We start from the raw sequence: 14,113 nt of genomic DNA, 5'->3' as shown, positions 1-14,113 counted from the left end.
CTATAGAAGTTATCCACAACGGGGACTTACAAAAATTACTATCTTTACACATATTAAATTTATACTATGAATCATAAACCGGTAGAGGGTTTCTCTAAACTTACAAAGCAGGGAAAAATCGATTGGCTTGTCAACGAGTATCTTGAAGGAAACGAAGAATATCAAAATATATTAAAACAATACTGGAACGAGAATACTGAGCTTCAGAAACTTCATGAAGAGTTTTCTGAAAATACGATTTCCAATTTCTATATGCCATACGGAATTGCTCCTAATTTCTTAATTGACGGAAAATTATTTGCCCTTCCCATGGCTGTTGAGGAAAGTTCAGTAGTCGCTGCAGCTTCAAAGGCTGCTAAATTCTGGATCGATAAAGGGGGGTTCAAAACGACCATCATCAACAATGAAAAATTAGGTCATACCCACTTTATATTCAATGTAGAACCTCACAAACTTCTGCATTTCTTTAATTTTAAATTGAAGAAAAGATTATTTGAAGCCACAGAAGATATTACTGCCAACATGAGAAAACGCGGCGGTGGAATTTTAGATATCAAACTGGTAGACAAAACATCTGAAATGCCTAATTATTACCAGCTTAAAGCCAGCTTTGACACGGTAGACTCCATGGGCGCGAATTTTATCAATTCATGTCTTGAGCAGTTCGGAAAAACAATGAAGCAGGAAATCGCAACAAGTGAAGATTTCACCCAGGAGGAAAAGAATACGCTTCAGATTGTGATGAATATCCTTTCCAATTTTACGCCTGACTGTATTGTAAGAGCTGAGGTTTCCTGTAAAATTGAAGATCTGAAAGATGACAGCGGAATTTCCAATGAAGAATTTGCTGCCAAATTCAAACAGGCGGTTACCATCGCAGAAATTGAACCTTTCCGGGCTACAACTCACAATAAAGGAGTGATGAATGGAGTGGATGCTGTAGTGATTGCTACAGGAAATGATTTCAGGGCAACGGAAGCATGTGCTCATGCCTATGCCGCAAGAGACGGGCAATACAGATCCCTGACCCATTGTACAACAGATAACGGGATTTTCAGATTCTGGATCGATCTTCCGATTTCTGTAGGAGTTGTAGGAGGCCTTACCAACCTGCATCCATTGGTGAAATTCTCACTGGCACTTCTTGGAAAGCCTTCTGCACAGGAACTGATGAGTATTCTGGCAGTTTCCGGACTGGCCCAGAATTTCGGAGCTCTCCGTTCTTTGGTAACTACCGGTATCCAGAAGGGGCATATGAAAATGCACTTACTGAATATTTTGAACCAAATGGGCGCTACGGAAGAGGAAAAGCAGCATTTCGTGACTTATTTTAAGGATAAAACGGTAAGCCATCACGAAGTGATTAATGAATTTAACAGGCTAAGAGCTCAGTAATGCTGCAGATTATCTTGCCTATCATATTTATCCTGTTCGGAATCTTTTTAAAGAAGACAACATCGCCGGGCTTCAGGAATTCCAAAAAGTTTTCCAATGTCTTTATTATATTGGGAATATCAACTTTGGTGGCGAAAATGATATTAATCTACATTCATTCCAGATCATGAAAAGGATTACAGTATTCTTCTTATTGCTTTCATGCTTAAGTTTTTCACAACAGAAAAATGTAAAGATCAGTGATCTGCAGCCGAAATCAGAAGATACTGTTTTCCCGGTGGTTTCCTATCCGCAAAATCCTTTGGTGGAGAATAAGATCAATACTTTTCTACAGGTCAGTGAACTTGAATATATTCCGGATTCCGGCGGTAACCCTTTTAAAAAAGTTTCTACTGCTTCAAATTCCTATACCAGTTACGTATATTTTTACAGCTGGAAAAAATTAGAAACACCTCAGAATATTCTTAGCATCAATATAGAAGGTGAAGCTTCCGGAGCCTATCCTGAAGAATTTTCAGACTGGAAGAATTTTGATCTGAGGACAGGAAATTATATTAATGCTGAAGATCTGTTTCAAGCCAGCAGTGTAAAAACAGTGAATTGTTTAATTCAGAAAAGAATCAAAAAAAGAGTTGATGATTTTCTGACTGAATTAAAATCTGAAAAAAATATTTCGGAAGAAGTTCAGGAGCAAATCGGTTTGTATGAAAGTTGTTTTATGGATTATACACTGAATGACGTCAAATATTTTTTTGCAAAGGATAAAATTACTTTTATAGCTGGCAGATGCTCCAACCACGCAATGCGGGCATTGGATGATCTGGGAAGCCACGAACTTGAATTTACTTATAAAGAGCTTGAAAAATATTGGAGCCCTTATGCAAAAAAACTGATTTCCGGATCTGAAAAAGTTGACGGAACAAGTCCTGCCAATAAATTATTCAAAGGAAAAATTGATGGAAAATATCCTATTACGGTTTTGTTTAATGGGATCAATGAGGATAATTCCTTTTCAGCCACTTATTGGTATGACAAAAATAAGCAGCCGATCAATTGGAGAGGAAAGTTTGCCCATGATCATTTTTCTATCACAGAGGATGATTATCATAGTGAAGAACTCAAGCAATGGATACCAAGAGCCTTGATCGAAGCCGACTTGAAAGGAAATAAGATCATTGGAACCTGGCAGGATTACAAAACAAAAAAATATTTGAATCTAGAATTAGAAGAATTATAAAAAATGAAAACAATTACTTTAATTTTCGGTGCCGTTTACGGAATGCTTTCAGTGATTCTGGGAGCCTTCGGAGCACATGCTTTAAAAAAAATACTGTCTGTAGAAAGACTGGAAAGTTTTGAGACCGGTGTAAGATATCAGATGTATGCCGCATTCTTTTTACTGATTATCGGATATATTTTGAAATTTGAAACTACATCAGAAAAATGGACCTCCATTCTGATGATTGCCGGAACACTTTTATTTTCAGTAAGTATTTATTTCTTAAGCCTGCAGGATTATTTAGGAGTCAATCTGAAATTCCTGGGCCCGATCACTCCGCTTGGAGGCCTTTTTATGATCCTGAGCTGGGGAATGCTGATCCTTTATTTCGCTAAGAACAGAATTTAAGGCTTTTACGATTAGCTAAATGGTTCTAAATTGTCAGTAATGATGAGGTTGTCATGCCAGGAAAAACAAGATGTTTTCAGCTGATCAATTGAGATTTCTCTACAATGGACATAATGTTGATTATTGTATGTTGTATGCTGCAGGGTATTTCTTTGCTCCTAAAATTCTGTTCATCGGTTCCAAGTCTGAAAAATTGCCCGAAGAATAGAGCCAATTTGGTAAACATGTTAAAAATCAAGTTCGCCGCACTTTAATTTTTAAGTCAATAAACTTGAACTTCCATGTCTTTTTAGTAAATTTGTCAACCTTTAAATTTTAAAATAAAATAATAAAAATAATATGAATCTTCACGAGTATCAATCAAAAGAGATTTTATCAAAGTACGGAGTAGCTATCCAACGCGGTTTCGTTGCAAACAACGTAGAAGAAGCTGTAGCAGCTGCTGAGAAACTGACTGCTGAAACCGGAGCTCAGGCTTGGGTGGTAAAAGCACAGATTCACGCAGGTGGACGTGGTAAAGGTGGTGGTGTAAAGTTCTCTCCAAACATGGATAAGCTTAAAGAAAACGCTCAGAACATCATCGGAATGCAGTTGGTAACTCCACAAACTTCTGCTGAAGGTAAAAAAGTAAACTCTGTTTTGATTGCAGAAGACGTTTATTATCCGGGAGAATCTGAAACTAAAGAATTTTATGTTTCTATTCTTTTAGATAGAGCTGAAGGTAAAAATACAATCGTATATTCTACTGAAGGAGGAATGGATATTGAGCACGTTGCAGAAGTAACACCTCATTTAATCCACAAAGAAATCATTGATCCTGCTTTAGGTCTTCAGGGATTCCAGGCCAGAAAAATTGCTTTCAACCTTGGCCTTGAAGGAAATGCATTTAAAGAATTTGTGAAATTCATTTCATCTCTTTATAATGCTTATACCGGAATTGATGCTTCTCTTTTCGAAATCAACCCTGTATTAAAAACTTCAGATAACAGAATTATCGCTGTAGATGCTAAAGTAACTTTGGATGACAACTCATTGTTCCGTCACAAAGACCTGGCTGAACTTAGAGATACAAGAGAAGAAGATCCAATGGACGTTGAAGCCGGTGAAGCTGGTCTTAACTTCGTGAAACTGGATGGTAACGTTGCTTGTATGGTAAACGGTGCCGGTCTTGCGATGGCAACTATGGATATCATCAAATTATCTGGTGGTAACCCTGCTAACTTCCTTGACGTTGGAGGTACTGCTGATGCTCAGAGAGTTCAGACTGCTTTCGGAATCATCCTTAGAGATCCTAATGTAAAAGCAATTTTGATCAACATCTTCGGAGGTATTGTAAGATGTGACAGAGTAGCCCAGGGAGTTGTAGATGCTTACAGAGCTATGGGAAGCCTTCCGGTTCCATTGATCGTAAGATTACAGGGAACTAACGCTGTAGAAGCTAAACAATTAATTGATGACTCAGGTCTTCCTGTACATTCAGCAATTACTTTGGAAGAAGCAGCAAACAAAGTAAAAGAAGTTTTAGCATAAGCTGAACTTTTAAATAATATAGAAAACCGTTTCAATTTCTGGAACGGTTTTTCTTTTTTTGATTACAAGGACTCAAAAGTTTTTAATGTTAAATACTTTTGAAATTAAAGCATAAGAAATAATTTAAGCAAAAAAAAACCGCTTTACTAAGCGGTTTATATTTTAATGATCCTGATTGTCAACAGGTAAAGATTCTCCATTTGTAATGCTGATACTGGTAGGAGTTACCAGCTGTATATTATCTGCATCCAGACGTTGTTTGATTCTCAGATAGGCTTCACTTTTCACCTGAACCATATTGGCTCCTACTTTCATCCAGAATTTAGCCTGAAGGTTAAAATTGCCTTGTTTTAGGTCGGTGAAAATAACTTCCGAAGTGTCCAGCTTATCCACATTTTCTAAACTTTTAATGACATCCAGCATTCCCTTCTGGGCTTTGGTAATGTCCTCATCCGCCGGGATCTCAAAATTCAAAATAATTCTTCGCTGCGGCGATGCTGTAATATTGTAAAACGGAGCATTGAAAATGACCTGGTTGGGAATGTAAGCTTTCTTCCCATCGTCGGTAATAATCTTTGTCGTTAAAAAACCGATTTCCTGAACTGTTCCGGAGTGAGTTCCTATGGTAATATAATCCCCAACTTTAAAGGCTTTATCGATCCCGATAAGCATTCCTGAAAAAATACTTGATACCAGATCTTTCAGGGCAACCCCTGCAATTACCCCTGCTACTCCCAAACTTCCGATAAATTTCCAGAGGAAACCACTGAAGCCCATGATTTCAAGAGCAATAAAAGTCCCCATCATCATGATCAGGAACCTGAATATGCTTATTAGGGTAACCAGTGAGCTTTCTTTCTGGCTTTTAGGGAAAAATTTGTGAAATAATCTTACGGCCCCTAAACTCAGGTATTTACTGGTAATAAGGAAAAAAGAAAATACTAAAATTCCGACGATAAGTTTGGGTGTAAGCTCGGCAAACTTCATATACCAGCTTTCCAAAACCCTGTAAATGACATCTACGTAGCTGTATCCATTGTTCTGCATGAAAAAAAATTTATTAAAGATATGTAAATTTTCAACAAAAATTTTGCCAGTTTCAAAAAGTCTACTAAATTTGTAGACTAATAAAGCAGAATATTATGTCAATTAAACTCGGAGATACAGCACCGGACTTTCAGGCAGAGACGTCTTTAGGTGATATTAAGTTCCATGAATTTTTAGGTGATTCCTGGGGAATTTTATTCTCCCATCCTGCAGATTATACCCCTGTATGTACGACAGAGCTGGGATATACCTCAAAGTTAAAGTCAGAATTTGATAAAAGAGGAACAAAGGTTATTGCTCTAAGCGTAGATGGGGTAGAGGATCACCAGAACTGGATTAAAGATATTAACGAAACCCAGAATACGGATGTACAGTTTCCTATTATTGCAGATAAAGACAGACGGATTTCGGAGTTGTATGACTTTATTCACCCAAATGCTTCGGCTACAGCCACTGTACGTTCGCTGCTGATTATTGATCCGGATAAAAAAGTAAGACTAATTATTACTTATCCGGCTTCTACAGGAAGGAATTTCAATGAAATTCTGAGAGTCCTGGATTCTCTTCAGCTGGTTGATTCACATAAAGTGGCTACTCCTGTCAATTGGGAAAATGGGGAGGATGTTATTGTACCTCCTGCTATTTCAACCGATGATGCGAGAAAAATATTTCCAAAAGGGGTTACAGAAATAAAACCCTATCTGAGATATACGCCACAACCTAATACGTGATTTATTTGATTTTTTATAGTTTAGTTTTAATTTGTACGAAAATCGCCCCGAAAATATTTCGGGGCGATTTCATTTTTTTATTTAAGCAAAAATGTAAGTGATTATTTTGCGTCTCTGGCAATATCTTTAGCCTTTGAAGTTGGTAAATAAATACTGAATCCTACATTGAATGTAATATTAGAATTTAGACCTTCGCTACCAAAACCAGCTTGTCCTTGATATTTAACCAATCCTTCTAAACCGATGTTCGGAGTAATAAAGTAAGAATAACCAGGACCTACACCGAAGTCAAGACCTGTGGTAGAGTTACCATTTTCAACAGATGATCCTCCGATACCTACGTTACCTTCAAAGAACCAACGTCCGTGATTCAATAAGTTATCTACTCCTTTTTCACCCGGAGAAAGATAATAACGGCCTAAACCTCCTACAGCATAATCAAATCTTGTTGGGCTCCCGTTAGTTACTTTACTAATTCCTAAATTAACATATCCACCAACTGCAACATTATCTTCTATAAAATAAGCACCTTTAGGCTGAATAGCAATACTGTAACCACCACCGGTATTTAAACCGAAATTACTTGTTAAAAGGCTACTTCCTACAAGCCAGTTACCTTTTTGAATCTGAGCGTTAGCAGTTGCTGTTAAACCTGTTGCTGCTAATATTCCTGCAAAAATTAGTTTTTTCATAATTTATTATTTTAATAATTAAATGGTATATTCATTGGATAGAGAAAAGACAATAAATGTGCCAGACTTCTTAATTTTAGATAAAAATTCAGAATAAGTGTTAATTTTAGCGTGATTGAAATGTGAATTATTTGGCCATTTTTTTGCTAATACTGCAATTTAAATGCATAAAAGAATTACTGAAATAATAAGACCTGCAATGGTAAATTTTATTCCACGTTTGAAAGCTTTTGTTTTAGGATTAAACATCCAGAAACTTGAAATTACGAAGAAAAATAAAGCGATCCCGAAAAAGGTGTTCAGCGGTGACAAGGTTTCTTTTGACTGTGATTTATGCAGCTTTACCATTTTATCCAGTACAAAAGGAAGTTCTTTTTTTGAATATTTGGCCTTTCCGGTAGATGCGTCATAGGTTCCCTGCTTAAAATGAAGGATGGTGCCTTCTGTTTTTTCTACCTCAAGACCTTTAATTTTCAGTTCTTTTCCAAGCTCTTTTTCTGAAAGGTTAACGGCAACCGTTTTATCATATTTTTTCTCTTTCTTAAGAAAATCCGTGTCTCTGTAAACAAGTAAAACCCCGCTCAATGCATATACTGCCATTATCCCTGCAAGAAAATAGCCAAGATAACGGTGGGTGATTCTCATGAAACTTCTTGTGTCTTTGATCTTATCCATATTGTATGTTTTGTTTTATAATTCAAAAAGCGGAAGCTGCAGTAATGCGGTTTCCACTTTGAATACTGAAATTATATTTAATTCTAAAGTTTATACGTTAATGTAAAATAGTAGTTTCTTGGGGTGATAGGATTTACAGAATAATTTTCATGTACATTATAGTTCACCACATCAAACAGGTTACCCACCTTTCCCTGGATAGAGAATTTCTTCCATTCGTAACCCACGGATACCGTTACAGTTGTGTAATCTTTTAATTCAAACATTCTGCTTACCCCATTTCTGGCAGCTAAACTGTTACTTCCCTTTTTGGTATCATTCCACCCTGCAATCCTGTCACCGATAAAGTAAGCACCAGCTCCTATTTTTAAACCTTTAGCAAATCTGGTGAATTTATAAAATACTGAAGCGTTGGCAGTGGTAGCCGGAGTTCTTACAAGTCTTTGATTTTCTACATATCCAACATCTTCAGGAGTATCAAGATATACAGAATTATTGTAAGAGAATCCTCCAATAATAGATAAGTTTTCGGTTGGATTTCCTGTAATATCCAGTTCCACACCACGGCTTCTCATTTTTCCGGCGAACTCCTTGATGTTTGTATCACTGTTTGCGCTTCCGTCAGCTTTAAGCAAAGCAGTTTGGTAATAATTGCGATTAAGTATCTGATATAATGATAAATTAACAGCTAATGCATTATTCCATAAGTTCTTTTTCACTCCTACTTCATATTGGTCAATAGTAGTTGGCTTAAGAGGTTCATCAAAAATTGTTATTCCTGTGTTTGCTGAAAACGAATTGGTATAGGTTGCAAAAACAGAAAGATTAGCATTTGGCATATAAACTAAGCCTACTTTTGGAGAAAGTGCTTGATCTGACGTTGCAGAATTTGGGACAAAAATTTTATCCTGAGGTTTCGTTGGAGTTGCATAAGTTGTCTTTATAGAAGGCATGTTTTCTATATAAGACCAACGAAGTCCAGCGATAACTTTAAATTGTTTGGTTAAGCTTATAAAATCCTGGGCATAAAAACCAATTCTTCTGGTATTTACCCTTGTCAGGGTATTTTCGCTCGTATTTGGCATTGCAATATTGCTCCAGGTAGATGGATCATCCAGAAACAGAACATTGGTAGTAGGAGCTACATTAAAAGCATAAGCGTCTGCCTGATTATAGTCAGTATCAGCTCCGATTAATAATTTGTGGCCAATTTTACCGGTATTAAATTCTCCGTTGATATTCACCTGTGCAGAAGCGTAATTGCTTTCATTATAGGTTTTATTGAATGGTCTTGTCCAGGATAGGCGGTTCTCAGAGATTTTTTTATCATAACCCCACTGTACACGTTCAGAAGAGAAATAATCTTTTATGTAATTTTGATAAGAAGCTACAGCATTTAATGTCCAGTTAGCGCTTAATTGGTGATTGAATGTTACAGTCGTTGAGGTCTGTTCTACATTCTGATATTGCCAGTCTGTACCGAAAAATGTATTTCTGTCAACATAATTGTTTAAAGAATAACTTAGATCTTTGTTGGTAATAGAACCGATCCCGAAGTCCGGAGTAAAATTATTCTTAAGATAATCTGCTTCAACAATCAATTGAGATTTCGGACTTAAATTGAATAAAAATGAAGGATTGAAGTAATATTTCTCAGACTGTACCACATCTCTGAAGCTTTCGGCATATTCATATGCACCGTTTACCCTGAAAGCAATATTTTTGGATAGAGGACCGTAAATATCAACGGTAGGCTTATAAGAATTCCAGCTTCCGCCGTTCAATCCTATACTTCCTCCAAAATTGAATTTAGGCTTTTTGGTAATCATATTGATAATTCCCCCTGCAGCTGTATTTCCGTACAGCATGGCATTGGCTCCTTTCAGTACTTCAACTCTTTCCAGTCCGCTTACTTCAGGAAAAACACCACTATTGATTCTGGCGCCGTTTTTAAAAATATTATCGTTTCCTAAAATGAAACCACGGCCTCCGAAACTATCCTGGGAATTCCCTCTGGATGAAGTAATGTACATACCATTTACATTCTGAAGCACATCGCTTAGCTGTTTCGCCTGTTGCTGCTCAATAATTTCGTGGGTTACAATGGAAATGGCCTGAGGATTTTCCATTACCGTAAGGTTGGACTTTGTGGATAAAGTTCTTGCCTGGTTTGGATTTCCGGTTTTATGAAGATTAATATCTTCAATCGTCTGGGTCCTGATGGTATCGGCTTCAATATTTTTCAATTGAGCACTTAAAGATAGGGTACCCAGTAAAAATCCTAAAGTTACAAGCTGTTTATTCATTTTATTTTTATGTAGACTAGTTTTAAATAACGGCAAAAGTAAGAATTTTGTGAAGGATTAATTTAGAATTAATAAAAACAATAAAATGATTTTTATCATATTCCAACCAAATGCTTCACTGATGGTTCACATTCAAAGCTCTTTAACTGCAGATTATTGAATATATTTGTTAAAAATTATACATATGCAATTGGTAAAAGCAGGACTTTGTGCCTTTGGAATGAGCGGTAAAGTATTTCACGCCCCTTTTTTAAAAGAGCATCCCGGATTTTTTATAGCAGCTATAGTGGAAAGAAGTAAAGAAGAATCAAAAGAAAAATATCCGGAAGCTACCATTTACCGTTCGGTAGAAGAGATGCTTCAGAATGCAGATATTGAGCTTGTGATTATCAATACCCCTGTACAGAGTCACTATGAATATGCAAAGATGGCACTGGAGGCAGGAAAAAATATCATTGTTGAAAAACCATTTACCGTCAGTGTTTCAGAAGCGGAAGAGCTGGTTGAGCTTGCAGAACAAAAAGGACTGTTTTTAAGTGTTTATCAAAACAGAAGATTTGACCGCGATTTTCTCCAGGTTCATAAAATATTGAACGAAGGTAAATTAGGTGAAATAAAAGAAGCAGAGATCCGTTTCGACAGGTTCCGTACCACACCCAGCGGTAAACAGCATAAAGAAGATCCGCAGCAGACCGGTTCAGGGTCGCTTCACGATCTTGGAGCACATCTTGTAGATCAGGCGGTACAGTATTTTGGGTATCCTGAGAAGCTTTTTGCCGATGTCTTTTCCATGAAAGGGGAAGAATACGCGAACGATTATTTTGAAATTCTGCTGTACTATAAAAATAACCTTAGAGTGAGACTGAAATCTTCTGTATTCACCAAAGAAGCTCATTACGCATATGCCATTCACGGAGAGAAAGGAAGTTTTCTTCAGGAAAGAACCGATAACCAGGAAAATGAACTGGTTGCAGGAACTATACCGGTTTATGGCACAGAATGGACAGAACCTTTAAAAGGAACAGACGGAATTTTAAACTTCTTAAATGAAAGTTCAGAAACCGAAAGAATCCTGACTTCCAGTGAAGCCGGAAATTATATGAATTACTATCAACAGATTTATGAATATATCGTTTTCGGTTATGCCTTGCCATCGCAGGGAAGAGAAGTGGTTCAGAATATGAAGATCATCGATGCATCCCTTGAGAGCTCGAAAGAAGGAAAAATAGTGTATTTATAAGGTAGGAGAGTTTGAGGGTTTGAGAGTGGGAGAGTTTTGGAGTATGAAATAAAGTATTCTATTCTAAAACACTCTAACACATTAACGCTACAGCACTCCACTCTCAAACTCTTTCACTTGTTATATTTCCTGAAGCTCCAGCCATCTCATCTCATATTCTTCGAGCTTTTCAGAAACAGCTTCCAGTTCGGCAGAAAGTTTAGCCACTTTTTCATAATCTGTTTCATTATTAAGCTGATCCATGATCTTAGAGCGCTGTAGTTCAAGTTCAGGCATTTCTTTTTCTATCGTTTCCAGTTCCCTTTGTTCCTTAAAGGTCATTTTTCTTTTTTTGGGAGAAGTCGGAGAAGGCTCAGGGGCAGCAATAGTTTCTTTAACAGGTTCCGGTTTGGAACCGGTATTTTTTTCCAAAGCACCTTCGCGGCTTTTGGATTCTCTGTATTCTGAAAAATTACCTACAAAATCTTTAATCTTTCCATCTCCTTCAAAAGCTAAAATATGGTCTACAATCCTGTCCATAAAATATCTGTCGTGCGACACAATGATCAGTGAGCCCTGAAATTGCTGAAGGAAATTTTCAAGAACAGTGAGTGTCGGAAGATCAAGATCATTCGTAGGTTCATCAAAGATCAGGAAATTAGGATTCTGGTAAAGGATATACATCAGGTGCAGCCTTCTTTTCTCTCCACCGGATAATTTTGAAATAGGAGAATACTGGGTCTGGTCATCAAACAGGAAGAGTCTTAAAAACTGTGATGCAGAAAGGCTTTTTCCATTGGCAAGAGGATAAAACTCCGCAATTTCCTTGATGAAATCTATAACTCTTTCATCTTCCTTATATTTCAGTCCCTTTTGTGAAAAATATCCGAAAGAAATGGTTTCTCCAGTTTCGATCTCTCCTTTGTCAAATTTTTCGTAGCCCTGAATAATATTGAGTAGTGTAGATTTTCCTGCCCCGTTTTTTCCTACGATTCCCACTTTTTCTCCACGCTGGAACTGATAGCTGAAATCTTTCAGTAACACTTTATCTCCAAAGCTTTTATCAATATGTTTAAGCTCAAGGATCTTGTTCCCCAGGCGTTTCATTTCAAAATCCAGTTCAAGGCCCTGTTTGCGGGTATCGGTTTTCGCTACTTTTTCAGTTTCGTAAAAGGCGTCGATCCTGCTTTTTGATTTTGTAGTACGTGCCTTAGGCTGTCTGCGCATCCATTCAAGCTCTTTTCTGTAAAGATTATTTGCCTTGTCTATGGTGGCACTCATATTATCTTCACGGATCATCTTGTTTTCCAGGTACGTTGCATAAGATCCGTTGTGAAGGTAAAGATTCTGATCTTCCATTTCCCAGATAATATCACAGACGCTGTCCAAGAAATAACGGTCGTGGGTTACCAGCAGCAATGTGATTTTTGCTTTGGTCAGATAATTTTCAAGCCATTCTACCATTTCCACATCCAGGTGGTTGGTAGGCTCATCCATAATGAGAAGTGTATGCTTGTGTTCTGCTCTGGTTTCTGTTAAAAGCTTTGCCAGGGCAACACGCTTTACCTGTCCTCCGGAAAGAGTTCCCATTTTGGCATCAAGATCCGTGATCTTAAGCTGGGAAAGGATCTGCTTCATTTCGTTTTCCAGATCCCAGGCTTTATGGGCTTCCATATCGTTCAGGGCTTTTTCAATAAAAGCATCATCCGTTGAATGAAGGGATTTATGGTAGTTTTTAAGGGCAAGGATCGGTTCCGAATCCAAAGTCATCATGAACTCATCAATCGTTAGCTCCGGGTTGTAGTCGATCTCCTGGTCAAAAAGGACCACCTGGATATCTTTATTAATCACCACGGTACCGCTGTCTGCAATTTCTTTCCCCATTAATATTTTCAGAAGGGTCGATTTTCCGCTTCCGTTTTTGGCAACAATAGCTATTTTGTCCCCTTCATTGATATGGAAAGAGATGTCTTTAAACAAAACTTTGATACCGTAAGATTTAGTAAGATTTTCTGCAGAAACGTAATTCATTGGAATATAAGAGTTTGATATTGATTTTGAATCGAACCGCAAAAATACGAAAATGTAACTAGAAAAGTTTTACAGATTGATGCTCTTTATCATGTCAAATTCATACCGAAGTTGGATTTTAAAATTTATTTAATATGGAGAAGCCCGGTTTCCGAAAACACATTTAGTAAATTTGATAGAGCTTAATGCTTGAAGTTTTGAAAAATAAATATCAAATCAGAATTAATAATGAAAAGAGTAATTGTAGATATGGATGGGGTAATGGCGGATGTCTACCATCAGCTTGTACAGTTTGAAAAAAGAGATTCCGGGAAAGAAATTGAGATCAGGGGTCTTGCGGGAATGCCGGAAATTGATGCATTTCCGAATGGGAAGAAACACATACATGAAGTTGGATTTTTCAGAACACTTCCTGTAATAGAGGGAAGTAAAGCTGCCTTAGAATATATCAACAGCAAATATGACCTGTATGTAGTCTCTGCAGGAATGGAGTTTCCCAACAGTTTAAGAGAAAAATTCGACTGGCTGGCAGAACATTTTCCTTTTATCAGCTGGGAACAGATTGTATTGTGCGGAAGTAAAAAAGTGATTCACGGGGATATTATGATCGATGATTATCCGAAAAACCTGGATCATTTTGCCGGAGAAAAGTTTATTTTCACCCAGCCTCACAATGAGCTGATAGAAAATGCGGCTTACAAAAGAGTACATTCATGGGAAGAAATCATGAGTATCCTCTAATGGAAAGTTTAAATGTTTTTTAGAAATATGGTCACGGACAGGTGAGGTTTTACAATAAATTTAACTAAACAGCTTCAAAATTTAATAACATGTTGGGAGTCTGCAAGGGATGAAATAAA

The 14,113-nt window shown here is 37.2% G+C and carries 12 protein-coding genes; 7 read left to right on the top strand and 5 right to left on the bottom strand.

Annotated elements, in window-relative coordinates:
• Positions 1 to 66: 66 nt before the first annotated feature.
• The 4 genes from BUB03_RS17345 to sucC all read left to right on the top strand — a co-directional run bounded on the left by BUB03_RS17345 (position 67) and on the right by sucC (position 4,552).
• Positions 67 to 1,395: a hydroxymethylglutaryl-CoA reductase, degradative gene (locus BUB03_RS17345; protein WP_073065549.1), complete on the top strand. Its 1,329-nt coding sequence runs from the start codon at positions 67 to 69 to the stop codon at positions 1,393 to 1,395.
• A 166-nt stretch (positions 1,396 to 1,561) separates the two neighbouring features.
• A complete protein-coding gene (locus BUB03_RS17340) occupies positions 1,562 to 2,632 on the top strand; it encodes a hypothetical protein (RefSeq protein ID WP_073065546.1) in 1,071 nt (356 codons plus the stop codon).
• Positions 2,633 to 2,635: 3 nt separating this feature from the next.
• Positions 2,636 to 3,022: a DUF423 domain-containing protein gene (locus tag BUB03_RS17335; protein WP_073065543.1), complete on the top strand. Its 387-nt coding sequence runs from the start codon at positions 2,636 to 2,638 to the stop codon at positions 3,020 to 3,022.
• A gap of 339 nt (positions 3,023 to 3,361) precedes the next feature.
• A complete protein-coding gene (gene sucC, locus BUB03_RS17330; RefSeq protein WP_040997205.1) occupies positions 3,362 to 4,552 on the top strand; it encodes an ADP-forming succinate--CoA ligase subunit beta in 1,191 nt (396 codons plus the stop codon).
• A gap of 162 nt (positions 4,553 to 4,714) precedes the next feature.
• Here the strand turns inward: sucC and BUB03_RS17325 are convergent, their stop codons facing one another.
• On the bottom strand, positions 4,715 to 5,599 hold the full coding sequence (locus BUB03_RS17325; RefSeq protein WP_073065541.1) for a mechanosensitive ion channel family protein: 885 nt from the start codon (positions 5,597 to 5,599) through the stop codon (positions 4,715 to 4,717).
• 95 nt (positions 5,600 to 5,694) lie between these two features.
• Between BUB03_RS17325 and BUB03_RS17320 the strand changes: the two genes are divergently transcribed.
• Positions 5,695 to 6,330, top strand: coding sequence for a peroxiredoxin (locus BUB03_RS17320; protein WP_040997199.1), 636 nt, complete (start codon positions 5,695 to 5,697; stop codon positions 6,328 to 6,330).
• A 101-nt stretch (positions 6,331 to 6,431) separates the two neighbouring features.
• Here the strand turns inward: BUB03_RS17320 and BUB03_RS17315 are convergent, their stop codons facing one another.
• The 3 genes from BUB03_RS17315 to BUB03_RS17305 form a co-directional block, all read right to left on the bottom strand.
• Positions 6,432 to 7,022: a hypothetical protein gene (locus BUB03_RS17315; protein ID WP_040997197.1), complete on the bottom strand. Its 591-nt coding sequence runs from the start codon at positions 7,020 to 7,022 to the stop codon at positions 6,432 to 6,434.
• A gap of 159 nt (positions 7,023 to 7,181) precedes the next feature.
• Positions 7,182 to 7,697, bottom strand: coding sequence for a hypothetical protein (locus BUB03_RS17310; protein ID WP_073065538.1), 516 nt, complete (start codon positions 7,695 to 7,697; stop codon positions 7,182 to 7,184).
• A gap of 83 nt (positions 7,698 to 7,780) precedes the next feature.
• Complete coding sequence (locus tag BUB03_RS17305) at positions 7,781 to 10,003, bottom strand: TonB-dependent siderophore receptor (RefSeq protein WP_073065535.1); 2,223 nt, start codon at positions 10,001 to 10,003, stop codon at positions 7,781 to 7,783.
• A 184-nt stretch (positions 10,004 to 10,187) separates the two neighbouring features.
• On the opposite strand from BUB03_RS17305, the gene BUB03_RS17300 reads away from it, so the two are divergent.
• The gene (locus BUB03_RS17300; RefSeq protein ID WP_073065532.1) at positions 10,188 to 11,243 is read left to right on the top strand and encodes a Gfo/Idh/MocA family oxidoreductase; all 1,056 of its coding nucleotides are present in this window, start codon (positions 10,188 to 10,190) and stop codon (positions 11,241 to 11,243) included.
• Positions 11,244 to 11,363: 120 nt separating this feature from the next.
• On the opposite strand, the gene BUB03_RS17295 is transcribed toward BUB03_RS17300, so the two are convergent.
• Positions 11,364 to 13,253 (bottom strand): ABC-F family ATP-binding cassette domain-containing protein, encoded by a 1,890-nt coding sequence (locus BUB03_RS17295; protein ID WP_073065530.1) that lies wholly within the window; start codon positions 13,251 to 13,253, stop codon positions 11,364 to 11,366.
• 228 nt (positions 13,254 to 13,481) lie between these two features.
• Here BUB03_RS17295 and BUB03_RS17290 point away from each other — a divergent pair, with 228 nt between their 5' ends.
• A complete protein-coding gene (locus BUB03_RS17290; RefSeq protein ID WP_073065528.1) occupies positions 13,482 to 13,994 on the top strand; it encodes a 5' nucleotidase, NT5C type in 513 nt (170 codons plus the stop codon).
• Positions 13,995 to 14,113: the final 119 nt, after the last annotated feature.

The sequence above is a fragment of the Chryseobacterium oranimense genome, assembly GCF_900129755.1.
GTDB lineage: Bacteria > Bacteroidota > Bacteroidia > Flavobacteriales > Weeksellaceae > Chryseobacterium > Chryseobacterium oranimense.
The sequence above is the reverse complement of the archived record's forward strand: the minus strand, read 5'-3'. Positions and strand labels throughout refer to the sequence as shown.